Genomic DNA, 19,661 nt, shown 5'->3' on the forward strand with positions numbered 1-19,661 from the left:
CATGTATGCAACGGCAGACGCGATGATCAAAAAGTTTGGTGAGAGAGAATTAATTCAACTCACTGATAATGAAGAATCTGAATATTTAGATGCTATTAATTACGACAAGTTAAATGCAGCACTGCAAGAAGCTAACTCGGAAATTGATGGTTATCTAATGGGTCGCTATAAGCTGCCGTTGCAAACTGTCCCTCCATTCCTTGAAAGCCTTGCTTGCCATATTGCACGCTATCATGCATGCACTGGTGCAATGACTGACGATGACCCGATCCGCACACGCTATGTCGATGCCATCAACAAATTGAAAGATATTTCTAAAGGTATTGTTGGTGTTGGTGGTACGCCAGCTGGTGAATCTGAGCCTGTTAAAACTTCCTCTAACAATGTGATGTTCCAAGTTGGACGTCATGATTTTGGAGGTAAAGGCTGGTGATTAATTTAAGCGTTGTCGAACAAGGTCTTAAACAAGTCATGGCTAATCAGGTCACTGCTAAAAAATGGACTTGGGTTCGTCAAATCAAAACGTATGGCGGGGAATTTGATGATGGCTTGACTGCTATTGTTAAAGGATTCCCAGCGATATGGGTGGTTTTTGAAGGTTCTGGCACCCCTAAAAAGATCAGTTATAACAAGACTCAATATCCAGTGACTTTTGTAGTACTCGTTGGTGCACGCTCTGTTCGTAATGAGGAAGCACGTCGTCAGGGTGCTGGAGGTGATATTGGTACATACGAAATGCTGCATCATGTTCATCAGCTATTGATTGGTAATGATCTTTCATCAGTTGGTGTCAAAGGGCTTGAGCCTTTGGAATTAGGCAAAACCAAAACCATTTTTAATACTAAAACTGCTAGTCAGTCGATTAGTGTGCTTTCTCAAGCATTTACTACGCAATACACAATTACTGCTTCTGACCGTGACCGTGAAGAAGCTGATGAATCTATCGGTGAAATCCATCGAATCAATGTCGATTATTTCTTTGAGCCGGGTGATGACGTTAAAGACGCTTCTGATCTGGTTGAACTGAAGGAAAATAAATAATGAGTATTCCTGCTGGTATTAAAACACCGGGCGTTTATACAGACGTCAATATCAATACCCTCCGCACAGGGCTTCCAGCCAATGAGCAAAAAGTTCTTTTTGTGACGCTAGATGTTTTGTCCGGGCAATTCACCCCAGTTGATGTTTATGACACAGCTGGAGCCGATGCTAAGTTTGGAGCCAATTCACAAGCTGGCCGTATGATTAAAGCTGCGGTTAAAACTTATCGTCTTGTTAATGCTCAAGCTGTGGCATTGGCAGTAGAAGGTGTACAAACACAGGCAGCTCTTCAGACTGAAAGTGGAAGCGCACTTTTAACTGAAGGTGGTGCTTTGATTGAACCTTGAGGTACTAATTAATGGCTCAACAAACAATCGTTATTGAAGTACCCGGCACTCCAATTAGTGAGCTTGAACCGACTTCAAGTGTCTCACCAAATGATGTGTTGCCAGTTGTTCAGGGTGAACAAACCAAAAAAGCGCCCTTAGAACAAGTTGCAGATATGGTAAAGACTGGACTCGGTTCTGCTGCATTGAAGAATGAAACAGATTTTGCTACGCCCGCTGCTGTTACAGCCGCAAATGCCGCAAGTCAACAACGTGATGACGCAATTAACGAGCGTGTTGATAACGTAGAATTCTCCATCACCACTATTGCAAACGGGGCTGATGCTTCTTTCAATACGTATGCTGAAATGATTGCCTATACTCCAAGTAAGGCAAATGTTTCGGTACGTGTGAATGCTGATCCTGATGCGACAAAAAACGGTACTTATACGTGGAATGGGAGTACGTATAATAAGGGTTTCGATATTGGTGAATATATTCTTAATATTATCCGTTCTTATGCGACGGTTAAACCTAAAAAGTTACCAAATTCTACAGACTTCAATTTAATTACTGAGGCTGGAAATCACTATATTGGTTCACATCAAGAAGCCGAGACGATGTTGAATTTGCCCTCAAGCTATCAATTGTCAGGCACCCTCATAAATGTACCTCTATCTGATATTGTTAAGAACGGTATCTTAATGTATGCCTATCAGTGCTATAGAACTGGGCTTGGAACAGCAATTGAACGTTATTGCGTAAATCATGTATGGCGTGATTGGTCTGTTGTTGCTGATAGAAAAAGTATGGCAGATTTACAAGGACTTGCGCTAACAAACTCAAGTCTTGAGGGACGGCATTATTACAAACAAATTCTTCAGTATCTTGGAAAGCACTTTGCTGAATATCTACCTTCTGGAGGTACTCGTTTTCCACTCTATATGGATAAGAATCTGGGAACTATTCTTGAGGTAGATGCAAGTACTGGGGAGGTTATCGGTAACTTTTCATCAAATACCTCAATACAGAAAGTTAAATCAATTGGTGAAAAGCTGCCAGAACATTTAATTATTACACCTTATAAAGTTGATCACTTCTTATTCTATGGTCAATCATTATCAGTCGGTGCTACAGCAACAACTATTCTTTCAAGTACTCAACCTTTGTATAACCTGACATTTGACACGGGTACACGTATGCAAGGCCTTGTTGCGACGGGAATAAAGCCTTTAATTGAAGAATATTTTGCTGGTCAAACTGCTCCAGATGGTGGAAATAACCGTGGCGAAACGGTCTGCTCTGGTGCTGCGAATATGTCAGCTTTACTTGCTTATCAGGAAAATTCTGTTAATCCAGAAGAATTTCCTATTTTTGCAAGCACTGCTGGTAAAGGTGGCACAGCGATTGCAAATTTAAAAAAAGGCACACAATGGTATAACGATGTCTTTTTACTTCATTTAAATAAGGCTAGAGAACTCAATGGCTCAGAATATGGTGTAAGTTGTATCGGTTGGCTACAAGGTGAACAAGATGCAGCTGGTACAACTTCCTATGAAAGTTATTTAAGTCAATTTCTTCAGCTGCGGCAGGATATGGAGACTGATGTTCAACTTATTTCTGGTAAAGATCAGCCTGTTCATTTATTGACTTATCAGATGAGCTATCGAGCGCTGGGTTCGCGGAATATCATCACTAGAGCATTATATGATGCAACAAATATTGATGAAAAAATTCATCTAGTCACACCAACTTATCTTTTTCCACATAACCCAAGTGATCAAGTTCATTTGACATCAATGGGTTATAAATGGCTTTCTGCATATTTTGGTCGTGCTCGCAAAGAGCTTATCTGGGATAAGATTTTCCCTCGTTCACTTAAAGTATTGTCGGCTACCTACTCAGGTAAAAAAATTACAGTCAAGTTCAAAGTACCAACACGGCCCCTTGTTCTTGACACAGTTAATTTGGCTATGACCACAGATTATGGTTTTAGAGTCACGGATGGGGTAAATACTTTAGCAATCGATACGATTAATACGTATGACGATACGGTAGTCATTAATCTTTTAAACGCCCCTACATCAGATGTATATGTGCGCTATGGATATGATTATCTAGGTGCAGGACTTACGATCTTAAATGGCGCATCTGGAAACTTGCGTGATAGCACAGATGAATCAGTTGTGATTGATGGGCAAACTAAGCCGATGTTCTATGTCGGACCACATTTTGAACTGAAGGCTGTTAAGGAGGCTATCTAATGTTAATTCAAGTACTTCCTGTTACTGTAGCAAATACAATGCGTCAGCTTAATGCAGCCGATGTTGAACGATATGATTCAGTAGCAAATAGTTTATTTGCTCGCTGGGATTTTCGTGCAAGTACAGTTCCAGCTGGTGGATTCACTGTACTCAATGCTCAAAACAAGCCATATAAGAAACTAATTCCTATTGATAGCAATTATTTAACTTATGAGCCAGATGGCTTGCTTGTGCAGGGTTATGCATCTCGCGGTGTGAGAAGCCCTTTATTCAACCGTGATTTACCTCATGGTTATACGTTGTGCTGCTTAACAAAGCTTGTGGGTGCAAGAGACAGTAGAATTTTGATGATTATGGGTGATCAATCCGACTCGGAGTCAGGAACTAATCGTACAGGTGCTTCAATATTTGTGTCTGGCACAACTGCTAACAATGTATTTGTTGGTATCGGAGGCGCTTCATCTAGCGCGATATTCTACCCGGTTGAATTAGATGTGCCGATATTTTTTTGCTTAACCGTTGAAAATCTACCCAATGCTGTGAATGTACGTGGCTATATAAAAGCCGCTAGCCTTGATTATCAAATTCCGATGTCTGCACCTCGGCCATTAAACGATAACCCACGTTCTCAGATCGGTCTCGGTAGCGTTGATTACTTATCAACGACCACATCTCAAAAGCTGAAATATTCAGAATTTTCAATTTTCACGAAACCCTTAACTGCTGAAGAAGTTGAAGCCGAATATCAAGCAGTCAAAGTACGTCACTCTTTACAATAGGTAATATTCATTATGGCTCTTCAAGATACACTCGATACAATCAAACCACTCGGTCACACAATCATTGCTGTATCAGCTCCTCCAGCTGCTGGAGCAGATACAACAGCATGGATCGACCATTTAACCTCTGTCAGTGACTCAATTGAGCAACGTCCAGCAATTTTAGTTGTACCTTTTTCTGATATTGAAGCAGCTGAAGCTTTTGCAGCACAAGCTCCAGTAAAAACCAATTATCGTGTTTTAGTCGTTTGTTATAACGGTGCCACAGGCCAAGAGCCAGAGCTTGCCGCGGCAATGGCTGCTGCGTTAGCCGATTCTAACGACCCAGCTTTACCATTCAATGGCGTTAATCTAGGCGGTCTTACACCTGTTGCTGATGAGTTTAAGCTTACGTTTGAACGTATGGAAGCAGCGATGAATAAAGGCGTTTGTATGATTGAAACGGGTGCAGATGGTAAGCCGGAAATTGTCCGCGCCATTTCGACTTATCGTATGAACCCGGATTCTGGTGAGTCTGATGATCTTATGCTTGATATCAATTGTGTATTGATTGTTGACTACACCCGTAAAGTCGTTCGTCAGGACCTGAAAAAAGAACGTCGTCGTAAAAACACGGCTGCTCAACGCCGCAATATTAAATCTATTATTTCAGCTCGATTGATTCAGCTAGAAGATGCTGAGATTCTTGAAAATGTACGTGAAAGTCTAGATGAGATTGTTGTGACTCCGGATGTAACAGATCAGTACCGTGTTAATGTGAAAGCCCCAACTCATTTAGTACGTGGTATGCATGTCATTGGGACTACGCTTGATATCTATTGATTCACTTAGATCAGATCATAAAAGACTGCTTATTGCGGTCTTTTTTATTATTAGGCGGAAGTATTTCCGCCTGATCTTATTTAAATAGTTATTTGACAATGGGTCATCTTAAAAAAGAGTGTTGAACAATGTCTGAAGATGCAGTTGGTGCAATCGTCATGAGCTTTAACGGGCTGGATTATGACGTTGCTCGTTTTACATCATCAATTACTACGGGCAATCGCCCAGTCCCAACAATGAACCGAAAACAACGGGTGAAGTATAAATCAAAAGGAATCACAACCTATCAGTTGACGGCCTCAGTTGTAATTCCGGATGGTAAAGATACAGTCAATTGGTTGGCTGTTGAAGATGGACGTCTTTCTGTTGAATCACCGGATGGCAAATACCGTGAAACGTTTATTGACTGTAATGTACAAACAGTGAGTAAGTCATACAACGTGGATGGTGAAACCATGCGTGACATAGAAATGTTCTGCTTAGATTATCTTGATGAGACAGTGTAAAAATGGAAAGAATTTTTGTAGATGGTAATTTGCCTGTAGCCATTGAACTTAAACAGGCAAAGAAAACAATCAAATGCACGAAATACGTGATGTCTTCATTAACAGCCCTTGAATACGTTGAAGCTCAAGCGAAGATTACTGGTCTGCAATACATTGCTATTTCAGATATTGTAGCAATGCTTAAGTTGGTTGATGAAGCTGGTAATCAATATGAACCTACATATGAAGATATTGCCCAATCTTCATCGTTCAATCTCATCCATTTCAATGAGAAAAAAGCAGAACTGGAAGCAAAGGTCAAAGCCGCGAATTAATTGGGCGCGTTCAGTTAATTAGAGCATTGATGGCCATTGGTATCCCATATGCAGATGCAATTAATTTGCCTCTGCATATTGCAATGGCTTTCCTTGGTGCTACGCGGCCTTTACCTCGTCAAGTGGAATCTACATCTTCAGAAACTCCACAAGCGCCACCAAAATCATCCGTCACAACCCATACTCAAACAAATGGGAACAGCTCTACAGTGACAAAAACTTATGTGACTAGTGTTCGCAAACATTCAAAATCAAAGGGTTAAGCTATGAGCGGAAGCAATTCTACTGTTTCTCTTACCTTGCAGATTCGGGGGCAACAAGCTGCACAAGAGATGAAACGCATCTCTGATCAGCAAGTTCAGGCCACGACTAAAATCAATACGCAATGGACCCAGATTGGTTCTGCTCAAGCCAAATTTGTTAATACTGCAAGAGCTGGTACACGGGAGACTTTGAATACTGCCCGTGCTGGGGATCAATTATTACGTACCAATAAGTTGCTTGAAGGTGTTCTACGTCAGCAAGGTGCCTTATTAAAACAACAGGTGGGTTCAGCTCAACAGCTAGCAAACTGGTCAAAACAGGTTGAACAATCAAGCAAACGTACTCATCAATCAACCCAACAGACTATATCACTATGGCAGAAAGGTACTGCTGTTACAGGCGGTGCTATTGCTGGTGGCATGTACTTTTCTAATGCTTTACAGAAGCCACGTGATTATGATCAACAACTAACCTACATTGCTGCAACTGCCACTGGTGGTCAAGGTATGACACCTGAAGCACGACTTGCTGCGCGGGGCCAGTTAAATGAATACATTAAAGCGGCTGTCCGAGGTGGCGGTGGAACGCGTGAAGACGCAGCTGAAGCAGCAAACACCTTGATTGCGTCAGGTAAATACGAACTAAATAATGTTGCTCCAGCATTGAATACCGCAGTTAAAACAGCTTTTGCAACGGGGGCGATGGCAACGGATGCTGCTACGCTCACTACACGTATGCAAGACTTTGGTATCACTGATTTGCAACGCGGACATGATATAGCAGTACGTGGTGGTCAGCTTGGCAGTTTTGAATATAAAGATATGTCCAAATGGCTAGCACAACAAATGGCTGCTGCCAGTGCTGTAGGTTATAGCGGTGAAAAAGGCTTAGTTGAACTTGTTGCGATGAATCAGGTTGCAATGAAAACAGCAGGTACTGCAGATGAAGCTGGTAACAACGTAGTCAACTTACTAGCAAAGTTATCAAGCCGTGAATTTAGTAAATCTATTAGTGATGCAGTTATTGCACAATCAGGTGATCCGACAAAATCGGATGGTAAAAAAAAGCCAAAACAGGTCTTTGACTGGAATACATATGCTATTCAACAACGTGAACAAGGAGTCTATGGCGTTGAAGCTTTTGTAAAATTATTGGAGAGACAGCTTGCTGGAAATGCCCAATATACAAAGCTTCAGAAACAGGCTGCGTCTTCCAATTCAGTAACACGCAAAGCTGCTTTGGAAGATATGAGTAACATCGCTATGGGTTCAGAAATCGGCAATATCATTGCAGATCGGCAAGCACTTATGGCTGCTTTAAGTGTTGTTTATAACAAAGACACGTTAAATGATTTAAGAAAGCAGTTACCCAATGCATCGGGAACAGTAGCTGCTGACTTTGATATGGTAAGCAGAACAGAATGGGCTAAAGATCAGGCAATGAATCAGGAAAAATTGTTTGCTCAATCCAAAGCTTATGATGCTATTTCGGAGTCTTTAGGCGGTTTAAAAGACACAATTACTAAAAGTGCAGCAGAAAATGAAAATCTAGCTGGTGTAACTTATGGTGCAGCTGTGGCAGTTGGAGGTCTTGCATTAGCAGCTGGTGCTGCGGCTTTCACGCTCAAAACTATGGGAGGTATTAAGACACCAGATTTGCCATCAACCACTGGTGGTTTAGCCTCAAAAGCTTCAAATGCAGCGAAAACAGCTGGTCTTGTTGGAGCAGCTTATACTGGGTATCAAATCTTTAAACCTATTGATGATGCTGGATACAGCATGGTTAGTGATCTCTTAGCAAAAGTTGGTATCGGTTCTGGAGGTGAGCGTCCTGACTTTGTTCAACAAGCCATTGAGCAAAGCAAAGCTCAGCAAGCGTCAGCTGAAGAAAAAAGTAGCCAATTAATTGCTGAACAGCAGAAGCAAAATCAATTGAGTCAAGAGATGATCAATAAGATCAATACATTAATTAATGTCACCGGGCAGAACAAAACTATTAATTTTAGTGGTGGTCTATTGGGAGCGATTTCTGAAAATGCAGCTGCTGAAGAAAAACGCCACGGTGCTTCAAATGTTCCTTTTTACCTACAACGGCACTAAATTAAGCGGAAGCGTTTCCGCCTGATATAAAAGTCTGGTATTTCACATCATAACCTCACAATAGTGAGGTTATTTTTTCATGGGCTGGGATACAGATTTACAAGATGCAAGTTTTCGTGGTGTGCAGTTTGAATGTACGTCCACCAAAGATACTGCGCCTAAAACTCTAGCTATCAAGCAGGCTCCATATTCAGATGAAGCTGAAATTGAAGATATGGGCAATGACCCACGTCGAATTTCAATACAAGCAGTTTTTACTGGGCCTGACTATTTAACTTGGGTTAATGCTTTAGAAGCAGCATTAAGTACGACTGGTCCGGGTGAACTCATACATCCTGTCTTTGGTGTGCAACAAGTACAAGTTGTTAATCATGAAATTGATCATGAGGCAACAACACCTGACTTCTGTACTATGTCCATTGAGTTTATCAAGGCAAAAGCTGAAAAACGTGAGCTATTCGTACCTGTTGCTACGCCTGAGAAAATTGCTACATCAACTATTATTGATGCTCCTGCTTCAGCATTAGAAAGTGCGCTAGAAAAACTCAAAATTGGCGACACTGATAAGTTATTTAATACAGTTAATACGATTCGCAACGGTATCGATCAGGCACGTAATTATTTAGGTGTTGCAAAACAAGCAATTGAGGATGTTTTATCACCTGCCGATTGGATTGTTGGGTTGGTTGATGACGTCACCAAGCTTGTGACCTTTGATACCAATATTTCAGCTTTATCGAAATGGCGTGATGTTGTTCATCGAGTTGAGCGTTTTGAAAACCTTTTTCAAAATGATGATACCTCTCCGGAGTTACAACGAGTTTGGCGCTCAACACTTGCTGCTAGTCAAGTGGCTATTGCACAGCAAGTTGTTGCAACTACACGTACAGAAATGGCAAACAACCAAGAAATCAGCTTTACCCCAGTTGATTTGGCTCTTGTACGAAAAAAAACACGAGAAGTACTTCAGCAAGCTATCCGTGAAGAACGAGCTATTAATACCTTTGAAAGCATCACACAAATTCAGGTCTATAAAGACGTTGCTGCCCAGATTCAGGATCAAATCCAAGAACTCATTGAAACACGTCCACCCATCACTAAAACACAAGTACCAGTGCCTTGCACCCTGCATTGGTTAGCACACTATTTATATGGTGATATGCGTCGTTCAGAAGAAATTCGTCGTTTAAACCCTGATTTGATTAACCCTGCTGCATTGCAGGTCGGCATGGAGCTAACCATCTATGCAAGATAATCAAGGTAATGAAATTCGCCTAGTGATTGCTGGACTTGAAGCTAAAGGCTGGGATCAGGTTGAAATTGACAGTCAGATTGATACACCAGCAGAAAACTGGAGCTTTACGCTATTTGAAACTGGTGGGCTAGCCTTAAATCCTGCCATTAAAGGTGGTGCAAAAGTACAAGCTTATTATTCTAATCAACTCATTTTAACTGCTGTTGCAGATCGTATTTCTGAAGCTGTAAGCCGTGAGGGCTATGGCCTGCAAGTTTCTGGCCGTGACCTCGTGGGACAATTAATTGATTGTTCAGTGCCTATTTTTAATGGCCGCCAGATCACACTTGAAGAGTTGGTAGATCGCTACATTAAAGGTGGTGACTTAGGTTCACTGTTTCATGATGTTCGTATTCAGGATAATGCATGGTTAAAGAATAAAGTCTCTGTTGAGCCGGGTGAATCACTATGGGATTCATTGACCAAGGCAGCACAAATCACTGGACAACATGTCTGGCTTGATCCAGACGGGACTTTACAAATCGGTGATCCTTTTGCAAAACCATATCATGTGCAAACCCCATTGCGCCTGATGCGCCCTTTAAACAACAGCAATAACGTTTTAAGTCTTCAGTATGACAACGACGTTTCTAATGTCTTTAGCCATATCAAGGTTTTGAGCCAAGACGGCAACGCAAACTCAATATTATCTGAAACCACAGCTCAAACACAGTATGCCTATAACCGCTTGAAAATGGTCACTTTGGGCGATGTGGAAACTGAAGCTGAAGCAAATGCAGCATTAGAAAAAATCAAAAAAGACAATGACATTGAAGCACACACACTAACCGCAACGGTTTCAGGCTGGATGATCGACGGAAAGCTATGGTCAACAGGCTGGTACATCAATTTAGAAACCAATGTTTTATCAAGAGCGACAGCCAAATGGGCTGTGTATGGTCGCACGTTTCAGCTTGACCGTAAGAATGGCAAAACAACAAAACTTCTTCTGAAGCGTCAAGGCGATTGGGCAAATCCATTGGTACTGAAGGAGAAAAAATCATGATGAAAGCTGTAGCAGCCCAGATAAATAAGGCAATGAAACAAATCCGACAACCACTGTTCGCCCTGGTCGCACGTGGTGGTTCAAAAGTATTGCAGTTAAAGGGCTTTGCTGATGAAACCTTGCAAGAAGTAGAGCTTTTTCAGCAAGTCGGCTTTAACTCACACATTCCTGAAGGTGCACGCGTTGTAGTTATTCCATTGCATGGAAAAACATCACGTTCAATTGTTATTGCAACGACTGGTGGAGCTGTTGTCGTCAACGTGGGTGAAGGTGAAACAGTAGTTTATGACCAGTTCGGGCACAGCCTGTTGCTTAAAGAAGATGGTACGCATATCACTGCTGGTGACCTTTTTATTGATGAGGGCAATTTGCATGTGAATGGCAATGTCTTTGATCAGAAAGGCTCAATGCAGGAAATGCGTGACATTTATAACCAACACAAAAACGGTAATACACCAACTCCACTTCCACAAATGTAGGTGAATCATGGCGAATATTGATTTAAAAACGAAAGATTATGTGTTGATGAGCCTAGATGCTGCCTTCAGTAAAAATGAGGTACAAGCAATTTGTCAGCGTTTAAATATCCACCGTAATAAGTACTGGGCAAATCCTAAGATTGGTAGCCGTTTTTATACTTTGAGACGTTCAAAAGATGTAACTCGTACAATTCAAACAGTTAAGCAATATGCTGAAGAAGCCTTAGAAGGCTTGGTGCCAAATCGATTTGCTTCAATTTTGGTAAATGCTATTCAGACAGTTAAAAGTCAGGTGGACCTAAATATTGAAGTTACACAGCTATCTGGTCAGAAACAAACAATCCTTTATTTTGTTAAGGTTGGAGGCTAAACAATGGCATATCCGATCAAGACATTTGACCAATTACGCTCTGACATTATTCAGGAAATCCAGAATTTAACTGGATTAACACTGGATGATGAAGATGATGCAGCAATTCGTGCAGATGGTGAAGCTGCTGTAGTTGAAGGCCTTTATCATCATCAAAGTTATATTCAAAAACAGCTATTTGTTGCTACAGCTGATGAACCTTTCCTTTATATACATGCAAAACGCTTGGAATGTCCGCGTAATGGAGGTTCTAAGGCTTCAGGACGAGTCAAAGCAACATCAAACATTACGGTCACTATTCCAGCTGGAACAAAAGTCACAGATGGTAAAGGTCATTACTGGTTAACTTTATATAAAGAGACACTTACAGCAAATAAGCCTAAAGAAATCCAAGTCATTGCTGAGTTTGATGGTGTGAGCTGGAATTTCGATGGTATGCAGCTGCTTTGGGTTAGTCCGTTGCCGGGTGTAGCTGCACAAGTGGAGGTTATTGAAATATCTGCTGGTGTTGATGTTGAAGACGTTGAAGCTTGGCGTCAGAGGATGATGGATAAAGAGGCTTTAGGGCTTATTCGTGATCGTGAAGCTGATCTTAGACGCATCGTAAAAGATGTGCCGGGTGTAGCTGATGTTTTTATTTTTCCGAAACGTCGTGGCCTTGGTTCTTTAGATGTTGCAATCACAGCAGCTGGTAATCCCCCAAATTCGCCAAGTACTGCATTATTAGCTTTGGTTCAAACAGTACTAGATGAATATGCTGGATTTTGGGGTGATGTAAGAGCATATGCACCAACTAAAGAGTATTTGAATATCACTGCACTGGTAACAGGTAGTGTGAACCAAACTGATGTTGAAAAAGTCATTCGTGACTATGTTGGATTGTTAAAGCCGGGAGAAACTTTTGTTGCTTCTACTCTTGTTAGTCAAATTAGAGCATTGCCGGGTGTGACAGATGTTCAGCTTACACCAGCAACAAATCAGGCGCCTACTTTAAATGTGTTTGTGACTGGTTGGCTCCGGATCGGTACTTTAACGGTGACTATGATATGACCTTTGTGCAAACTGTTGAGCTTTATGCTTCCGTACTTCGTCAATTACTGCCTGCTGGTGGCTATGACACCTCACCTAAAGGGATCGTTGCAAAAGATGTATACGCTCATGCAAAAGTACTTGCACAAGCTGATGTTGATGCAAAACGTATTTTGACCACGTTAGAGAAGATTCCAGAAGAATTATTAAGTGAATATGAAGCGGCTCTAGGACTACCGCTGAAATGTACTGTGAATAAAACCAAAACAATTGAAGAACGTCTTCAGATAATCCAATGGATTCAACAGACAAAGAATGTTTTAAACCGTACTTATCTTGAGGGCTTGCTTGGCTTATTTAGCATTGAGTTAGTTGATTTAATACGCTACAGACCAATGCAATGTATAACTTCATGCAACTCACCAATCAACACAGAAAACCTGCGGTTCAAAGTCAAATTGATCTTAAAAGCCCCGGTGCAAGCTGATATGGCATGCATCATTCAAAACTACTTACCAGCTTATTTACGTTATGACATTAAGGAGCAATCATGAAGCGGATCGATAGTGTAAATGCGCGACCTGACATGTTTGGTACAGGAAAAAAAGGTTTCCATTCAAATGAAGATGTTCCCGGACAAGATGCAACTTATCTCACACCTGAATGGTGCAATATGGTTCAGGAAGAGATTGCAAACGTACTTGAGAAGCATGGAGTTGTATTAAACCCAAATAATCGACAGCAGCTCTATGAGTTATTAGCAACTTATCCAGACCTAGAAAACCTAGCTGATGCAATTGAAGCTCGCTTTGCTGCTGAAGCTGCCTTTAATAAAAACGCACGTGATGAGCTACAAGCTCAGATTACTGCATTACTCAATTATGTTTCATATCCAAGAATCCTTGCTTCAGGCGTCTTTTATTACAACGGTGGCGAAGGTGGTGGCACGGTAACCATGATTGGTGGTACAGATGGTTGGACAGCTGACAATGATAAGATCAAAGCCCCTGACATCTATAACCTGACAGATCGTAATATTGGTATCTTTTTAAGTCCAGAAGCAGCCAATGAAGCACCTTCATTTGACCGTGATATAAATAGCTTTAAACCAAAGATTCATAATCGTTCAGGTACAAACCGTATTGGTTATTCTGGTCAGGTAAGTTTCCAAGTACTCCAACATAAGAATCCTAATAGTACAACTGTTGATGGCGATTACCCGGCTGGTTTATATAGTTTCGTTCTACAACCCGGTGAAACGAAGCTCTTTACACTGATCGGTGCTGGAGGTGGCGGTGGTGCATCACGTCGTTCTAATAACTCTTCATATCCTTTGAGCAATGGGCAAGCTGGTGCTGATCTATTGCTTAAAGTTAACGGGGAAAACATTGCCGTTGTTCACGGTGGCGGTGGCGGCACCCAAGGCGTATGGAGTAACGGTTCAGCTTATGATAATGGGCAAGCTGGTGCTGTTGGTGCTGTAGACATCATTGGTGCATTTGACTCAACGACAATCACTCAAGGTAAAGTAGGCAATGCAACCAAGGAAGACCACACAGGTGGTGCATCTGTAAGTCCTATTGCTCTATTTGGTAAAGGTGGTGATGGTGCTATGGGAATTGGAGATGAAGGTTGGTCATTTGGCGGTGGCGGTGCATCAGGCTCTGTTCTTGTGGCTCAATACACTAATAACAGTACAACAAATCAAACAATCACTCTGGTTGTTGGCCGTGGTGGTGCTGGTGGACAGAAAGGTGGCTATGATTCAGATATTATCGGTGGAAAAGGAACAGATGGATTTGCACGAGTTGCTAGTGTTTAATATTTGAAATTATTTTGCATAATGTGCAACGAGATAGGAAGGTAATTATCTCAAAAAAAAGCCGAATTTATCTCGTCGCGCATCACTATAGTAATCATTAAGCTTGGGTTATATATATGACAAAAATTGCAGAAAAATCGAAACAAGAATATGGCGACTTACTAAAAGAAAAAGACCATTTACAAGATATGGAACAGCTTGAGATGACTATTGTCTCGATTCAGACGCCGTATCCTTCTATTGTAAGAATTCAAGGAAAAATCAACACATTACAACCAGAGCTTTGGCAAGCTCCCAATTTGGCAATTCGGTTAATTGTGAACAATCCGCCAGAGGGACAACCCATTTCACGCGTCTATACGGTCCGTTCATTTAACCCTGTAAATGCTCAAATCGAAATTGATTTTGTTAAACATGAAGATTTAAGCCCAGCAATGGAATGGCTTAATTCGGCTCAAGTGGGTACAAAAATCGGGCTTATTGGTCCCCGCCCCCATTTCATTCCCAATTTCACAGCCAAAAAGCATGTGGTCATGTTTGCCGACGATACGGCTGTACCCGCGTTATATTCAATACTTAAGCAATGGGAACTCGGCATAAGTGCGGATATTTTCATTGAAAGTTTTGAAAAAGACATTGCTAGCCAATTACCCGAACTTGAGCATGTCAAAATTCATTCGTTCCATAAAGAACATCACACGGCACAAAAAGGTCTTCTTTTAAAAGCAGCATTTGCGCTAGAAAATTATGAAAATATTACGATTTGGGCAGCTTGCGAACGCAACGAAGCAAGAGCCTTACGTCAATTTTTTCTAGAAGATCAACACTTAAATAAAAATGACGTGCGCATTGCTGGCTACTGGAGAGATGGCGTATCAAGTTCAGAGTTAGACAAACTGCGCGCTCAACATTATCAGGAACATATTCAGCAAGGTAAGACCTTGAACGAATATGATGACCTCGATTTGGCAAATTAAGTTTCTTTTACATACAAATAGGCACTGGCTCTGGATATACCTAAATGTTGGGCAACCGTTTCCACCGCCTTTTTAATTTCTAGTAAGCCATTATTTTTGAGTTCTTGTATTAATTGCTTTCTCTCATTGAGTTTTAACATACGCGGTGTAGTGGCATGTTTTGAAGCAAACTGATCGATATATCTTCGAATTGCTTCCGTGCCATTCGGTTCCAAGTTTTCAATAATGCTGTCAGTTTCAATTTTAGTGAAATGCTCTAAAGTGCTTTGCATCCCTCTAAATAAGGTTAAATCAATATTCATACATAAAGCGGCTACGTACTGGCCCTCTTCATCTTTAATGCCGATCGAGGTGCTTTTTGCAGGGCGACCATCTGCAAACTGGTTAGCATAGTTTGTAATAAGGTTTGGAAACTCCGGAGACATGATTCTTGCCAGCCCCAACTCAGTTGCCGGATCTCCAACTTTTCGGCCAGATAAATTATTGTGTATTGAAAGTATGGCATGCTCAGGATTGGTTAAGTCATGGACAACCACTTCACAAAAAGGCGCAAGTGTTTCACTTAACCCTTTCGCGATAGTATCAAGTTGAGTGAGTAAATGCTTATCACGATTGCCCAATGTATTTCTCCTAATGACTTAATTACTGTTTCAAACCCTAGAGTGAAGTACACAAACAGTAATTTAGACTTTTTATCTAATTTTAAACTTAATGTAAATCAAAATCTTATATCTCTTTGTTATCAAATTAGAAAATAAATTAGACATTTTATCTAAATATATATATTTTATCTAAACAAGGTCAATAGATTGTGCTTTCCTTGGCAATACGAAATCTTGCATCCGAAAACATTGAATAGAATCAGGTTTAATTATGAAAAATTTAACCCTTCCAAATTATGAAGATGTCGCAGCCGCTGCTGAACGTATAAAAGATTTTATAAATAAAACCCCTGTTTTAACTTCACGTACGGTCAACAATGAATTTGAAGCAGAAGTGTTCTTTAAATGTGAGAATTTTCAGCGTGTAGGCGCTTTCAAATTTCGTGGTGCCATGAATGCACTTTTACAATTTAATGAGACTCAAAAGAAAGCAGGTGTAGTTGCTTTTTCTTCGGGAAACCATGCACAAGCTATTGCGCTTTCATCAAAAATTCTTGGTATTCCTGCAACCATTATCATGCCTAAAGATGCGCCTGCTGCAAAAATGGCAGCAACGCGAGAATACGGCGGCAATATTGTTGAATTTGACCGTTATACGGAAGATCGGGAAAAATTGGAAAAGAGATTGCTGAAAAAAATGGTCTGACATTAATTCCGTCTTATGACCATCCGCATGTGATTGCAGGTCAAGGTACGGCTGCTAAAGAGTTATTTGAAGAAGTTGGTGATTTAGATTACCTGTTTGTATGTTTAGGTGGCGGCGGTTTACTGGCAGGTTCTGCCCTGTCTGCTCGCCAGCTTTCTCCGAACTGCAAAATATATGGCGTTGAACCTGCGCTAGGAAATGATGGGCAAATGTCTTTTAGAAAAGGCGAAATTGTTCATATTGATACCCCTCCAACCATTGCCGATGGCGCCCAAACTCAATATTTAGGCAAATTGACCTTTCCTATTATTCAACAGAAAGTTGATGACATTTTGACAGTCACAGACGAAGAACTCATTAACGCTATGAAGTTCTTTGCTGAAAGAATGAAGATGGTGGTTGAACCGACAGGATGTCTTGGATTTGCGGCTGCCCGTAATTTAAAACATGAGTTAAAAGGCAAACGTATCGGCATTATTATTAGTGGTGGCAACGTCGATATTTCTAAATACGCGGAGTTTTTATCTGCTTAATCAAACTCAATGTCTATCTATAATTTCCTTTAAAGCCTTATAGATAGGCATTTATATGTAATGTCTTTTTAAAAAGCCTGCTTTATACAGGCTTTTTTTATATCTAAAATTTAAAACGAATATTTATAAAAATCTTAATCATCTTAAAAATGCAACAATATGTTGCATCTACTCTATTTTTAGCTTTACCCCACAGGTTTAACATATTCCTCAAGAGATAAATAATAATTGAGGAGATCGAGTCATGAATGCTTATTTGCATCGTAGTGAAGATCGTGGTCATGTTAAAGCAGGCTGGTTAGAGTCTTATCATAGCTTTTCGTTTGGTAGCTGGTATAACCCTAAATATATGGGGGTAAGTGCACTTCGAGTCATTAATGATGACCGAATCGATGCCCACAACGGTTTCGGCACTCACTCGCATGACAATATGGAAATTTTAACCTGTGTACTTGATGGTGCAATTTCACACCGTGACACCATGGGAAATGAAGGCCAGATTAAAGCAGGTGAATGGCAACTTATGAGTGCCGGTACAGGTGTTGCTCATAGTGAGATTAATAACACCGATACGCCAGTGCACTTATTACAAATCTGGATTATTCCTGATGTAAAAGAAGCCGAGCCAAATTATCAGCAAATTAGTTTGGACCCACGTAATCAACCGAACGAATGGCATTTGATTGCAGGCCCTGACGCAAATGCACCAATGCATATTCGCCAAGATGCACAGGTAAAATCTGCTGTACTTGAAAAAGGTCGTGAACTGCCAGTTGAGACTTCAAAACGAGTAAATTACGTTCATGTAATTTCAGGTGAAGTTCGTATTGGTGAGTACGAAGTGAAAGCGGGTGATGCTCTGGTCTTTGAAGATAATGCCGTGATTCATGCAAATGAAGACAGCCAATTTATCTGGTTTGATTTACCTTAAACTGCTTAAAAGCCCTTTTATATGAAAGGGCTTTTTAGTCACTGCTACCGCCCCCATCACATCCGCCTGAGTCGGAAAATGATGAGCAATCATTTGATGAATGAGAACTATGGTGACTGTTATCGTAAATATGGTGGTGTGGTGAATGTGTTGAAGCTGAATAATCATGCTCACCCGATGGTGAATAATTTTTTGAATTTCTGAGTAATGCGATTAAGCAAATGATTCCAATACTCGAAAAAATGGCAATAAATATCACAATAAATAACTTCAAATAACGTCCTCCCTCATACAGCTATAGAGATCATTGTTGTTTTTCTCTTTCATTATTTAAAGGAGCCATGCTGAATAAACAAGTTATTTTTTGATAAATACAGCACAGCCCCCTTTCTTATGACTCGTATTTAGCCGCTACTGGCAAAACCCTAAACTTTTCATTTGCATGTAGTTAGCCCTCGTAAAAAACACTCAAACACACCCTCCCGCTCGCTTACCCCACCAGAGCTTAAAAGCTGAATGATTGTGCCTTCCACCATATATAAAAATAGTTTGGCATCGGTAAAAGAGACATCGGGTTTTAGTGTTCTAAGCTGGCTATAAATCTCATTTTTTAGCCATGTTCTATAGCGCACTGCGGATTGATAAGCGTTGGGATAGCTATTTTTAATTTCAAAAACGGCTTTAAATAATAAGTAATACGGCCCTTCTAAATCGGTATGTAGAAAGTAAAGCTTTTTGAGTTTATCGATTGCGGAAGTACTTAAATCATACTCAACCATTGCGACTACTTGTTCTTGGAGCTTTTCTTTTTGCACCATCAAGCAAATTTCAATGAGTCGTTCTTTAGAGTGAAAATAATTATAAAAAGTCGCTTTTGTAATCTCTGATTCTTTCACTATTCTGTCGACGCCAATAAGGTGGAACCCCCGGTGGTGAAACAGATCAATTGCTTTATTTACGACGTATAAGGCACGTGTTGGGAGAACTAAATTTGGCATAGTTTTACCGTTATAAATTCTTGTTGTTTGTAAATGAGATACTTTTTTGGGAGAAAAAAAGGCACAGCAAAGCCTATAAAGACTGTGCTTGGCACATCTCAAGTTTTATTGTTGCTAAGTTTTTTGTTGTGACGATTTAAAGCCTGAAAGCGCTAATAGCCCTCAAACTGCTTTAAAGTTTATGTGGTGTCGTTATAGCTTTTGGCAAAGGCTGCCAAGAAATAATGGATGTGCAAAGCCAACTCCTTTTTATTGGGAGTTCTGCCAAAGCATTAAAATTATGGTGGCAGAACGAGAAAGGGTTAGCAGACTGGTGAAAGATATAACCAGCACACCCGTAGGTGTCCCTCTCCCGTCCTACCGCTACGGGAGGAGACTAGGAGTTTACACATAAGAGTATCCCTCAGATGGAATAACTCTGATGCGATCTTTCATCACGGTCTGCTAAAACCGACTGGCAATGTGGCCAGCAGGCAAAGGATAAGCTTCACATTTATTG

At 40.7% G+C, this 19,661-nt stretch carries 22 protein-coding genes and 1 pseudogene; 20 read left to right on the forward strand and 3 right to left on the reverse strand.

The window, feature by feature from the left end:
• Position 1: 1 nt before the first annotated feature.
• The 18 genes from EG365_RS02765 (at position 2) to bauF (ending at position 15,392) form a co-directional block, all read left to right on the forward strand.
• Positions 2-433, forward strand: coding sequence for a gp436 family protein (locus EG365_RS02765; protein ID WP_000271340.1), 432 nt, complete (start codon positions 2-4; stop codon positions 431-433).
• The gene (locus tag EG365_RS02770) at positions 430-1,041 is read left to right on the forward strand and encodes a phage protein Gp37 (protein WP_000609245.1); all 612 of its coding nucleotides are present in this window, start codon (positions 430-432) and stop codon (positions 1,039-1,041) included. Before EG365_RS02765 ends, EG365_RS02770 begins: the two co-directional genes overlap by 4 nt.
• The gene (locus EG365_RS02775) at positions 1,041-1,388 is read left to right on the forward strand and encodes a hypothetical protein (RefSeq protein ID WP_002025614.1); all 348 of its coding nucleotides are present in this window, start codon (positions 1,041-1,043) and stop codon (positions 1,386-1,388) included. The genes EG365_RS02770 and EG365_RS02775 overlap by 1 nt, the downstream gene beginning before the upstream one ends.
• Before the next feature lie 11 nt (positions 1,389-1,399).
• The gene (locus tag EG365_RS19290; RefSeq protein WP_000068688.1) at positions 1,400-3,631 is read left to right on the forward strand and encodes a pyocin knob domain-containing protein; all 2,232 of its coding nucleotides are present in this window, start codon (positions 1,400-1,402) and stop codon (positions 3,629-3,631) included.
• Entirely contained in the window at positions 3,631-4,410 is a 780-nt protein-coding gene (locus EG365_RS02785) for a hypothetical protein (protein ID WP_000908260.1), read from the forward strand. Before EG365_RS19290 ends, EG365_RS02785 begins: the two co-directional genes overlap by 1 nt.
• 12 nt (positions 4,411-4,422) lie before the next feature.
• Positions 4,423-5,232, forward strand: a complete 810-nt coding sequence (locus EG365_RS02790) for a phage tail sheath C-terminal domain-containing protein (RefSeq protein WP_001207839.1) — start codon at positions 4,423-4,425, stop codon at positions 5,230-5,232.
• A 128-nt stretch (positions 5,233-5,360) separates the two neighbouring features.
• Positions 5,361-5,738 carry a hypothetical protein gene (locus tag EG365_RS02795; protein WP_001287673.1) on the forward strand — a complete coding sequence of 126 codons (378 nt, stop codon included), beginning with the start codon at positions 5,361-5,363 and terminating at the stop codon, positions 5,736-5,738.
• A 2-nt stretch (positions 5,739-5,740) separates the two neighbouring features.
• Entirely contained in the window at positions 5,741-6,052 is a 312-nt protein-coding gene (locus EG365_RS02800; protein ID WP_000439580.1) for a hypothetical protein, read from the forward strand.
• 29 nt (positions 6,053-6,081) lie between these two features.
• The gene (locus EG365_RS02805; protein WP_000974237.1) at positions 6,082-6,315 is read left to right on the forward strand and encodes a hypothetical protein; all 234 of its coding nucleotides are present in this window, start codon (positions 6,082-6,084) and stop codon (positions 6,313-6,315) included.
• A 3-nt stretch (positions 6,316-6,318) separates the two neighbouring features.
• A complete protein-coding gene (locus tag EG365_RS02810; protein WP_000016900.1) occupies positions 6,319-8,415 on the forward strand; it encodes a phage tail tape measure protein in 2,097 nt (698 codons plus the stop codon).
• A gap of 79 nt (positions 8,416-8,494) precedes the next feature.
• Positions 8,495-9,670 (forward strand): DNA circularization protein, encoded by a 1,176-nt coding sequence (locus tag EG365_RS02815; RefSeq protein ID WP_000539635.1) that lies wholly within the window; start codon positions 8,495-8,497, stop codon positions 9,668-9,670.
• Positions 9,660-10,715 (forward strand): phage baseplate assembly protein, encoded by a 1,056-nt coding sequence (locus EG365_RS02820; RefSeq protein ID WP_001153720.1) that lies wholly within the window; start codon positions 9,660-9,662, stop codon positions 10,713-10,715. The genes EG365_RS02815 and EG365_RS02820 overlap by 11 nt, the downstream gene beginning before the upstream one ends.
• Positions 10,712-11,194, forward strand: coding sequence for a phage baseplate assembly protein domain-containing protein (locus EG365_RS02825; protein WP_000973841.1), 483 nt, complete (start codon positions 10,712-10,714; stop codon positions 11,192-11,194). Before EG365_RS02820 ends, EG365_RS02825 begins: the two co-directional genes overlap by 4 nt.
• 7 nt (positions 11,195-11,201) lie before the next feature.
• Complete coding sequence (locus tag EG365_RS02830; RefSeq protein ID WP_001273710.1) at positions 11,202-11,564, forward strand: phage GP46 family protein; 363 nt, start codon at positions 11,202-11,204, stop codon at positions 11,562-11,564.
• A gap of 3 nt (positions 11,565-11,567) precedes the next feature.
• The gene (locus tag EG365_RS02835; protein ID WP_000331140.1) at positions 11,568-12,614 is read left to right on the forward strand and encodes a baseplate J/gp47 family protein; all 1,047 of its coding nucleotides are present in this window, start codon (positions 11,568-11,570) and stop codon (positions 12,612-12,614) included.
• Positions 12,611-13,147 carry a DUF2313 domain-containing protein gene (locus EG365_RS02840; protein ID WP_000144883.1) on the forward strand — a complete coding sequence of 179 codons (537 nt, stop codon included), beginning with the start codon at positions 12,611-12,613 and terminating at the stop codon, positions 13,145-13,147. Before EG365_RS02835 ends, EG365_RS02840 begins: the two co-directional genes overlap by 4 nt.
• Positions 13,144-14,415, forward strand: a complete 1,272-nt coding sequence (locus tag EG365_RS02845; protein WP_000821011.1) for a hypothetical protein — start codon at positions 13,144-13,146, stop codon at positions 14,413-14,415. The genes EG365_RS02840 and EG365_RS02845 overlap by 4 nt, the downstream gene beginning before the upstream one ends.
• Before the next feature lie 116 nt (positions 14,416-14,531).
• Positions 14,532-15,392, forward strand: a complete 861-nt coding sequence (gene bauF / locus EG365_RS02850; protein WP_000160878.1) for an acinetobactin utilization protein BauF — start codon at positions 14,532-14,534, stop codon at positions 15,390-15,392.
• On the opposite strand, the gene EG365_RS02855 is transcribed toward bauF, so the two are convergent.
• Complete coding sequence (locus EG365_RS02855) at positions 15,389-16,012, reverse strand: helix-turn-helix transcriptional regulator (RefSeq protein ID WP_000528177.1); 624 nt, start codon at positions 16,010-16,012, stop codon at positions 15,389-15,391. The genes bauF and EG365_RS02855 overlap by 4 nt on opposite strands.
• Positions 16,013-16,265: 253 nt before the next feature.
• Here EG365_RS02855 and EG365_RS02860 point away from each other — a divergent pair.
• Together EG365_RS02860 and EG365_RS02865 are read left to right on the forward strand one after the other, a co-directional pair.
• Positions 16,266-17,233, forward strand: a pseudogene (locus EG365_RS02860) (threo-3-hydroxy-L-aspartate ammonia-lyase).
• 244 nt (positions 17,234-17,477) lie between these two features.
• Positions 17,478-18,164: a pirin family protein gene (locus EG365_RS02865; RefSeq protein WP_000995336.1), complete on the forward strand. Its 687-nt coding sequence runs from the start codon at positions 17,478-17,480 to the stop codon at positions 18,162-18,164.
• A 34-nt stretch (positions 18,165-18,198) separates the two neighbouring features.
• On the opposite strand, the gene EG365_RS19295 is transcribed toward EG365_RS02865, so the two are convergent.
• A complete protein-coding gene (locus tag EG365_RS19295) occupies positions 18,199-18,438 on the reverse strand; it encodes a hypothetical protein (RefSeq protein ID WP_001989555.1) in 240 nt (79 codons plus the stop codon).
• Positions 18,439-18,598: 160 nt separating this feature from the next.
• Complete coding sequence (locus EG365_RS02870; protein WP_001133249.1) at positions 18,599-19,162, reverse strand: TetR/AcrR family transcriptional regulator; 564 nt, start codon at positions 19,160-19,162, stop codon at positions 18,599-18,601.
• Positions 19,163-19,661 lie beyond the last annotated feature (499 nt).

The organism is Acinetobacter sp. FDAARGOS_494 (assembly GCF_003812225.1).
Lineage (GTDB): Bacteria > Pseudomonadota > Gammaproteobacteria > Pseudomonadales > Moraxellaceae > Acinetobacter > Acinetobacter baumannii.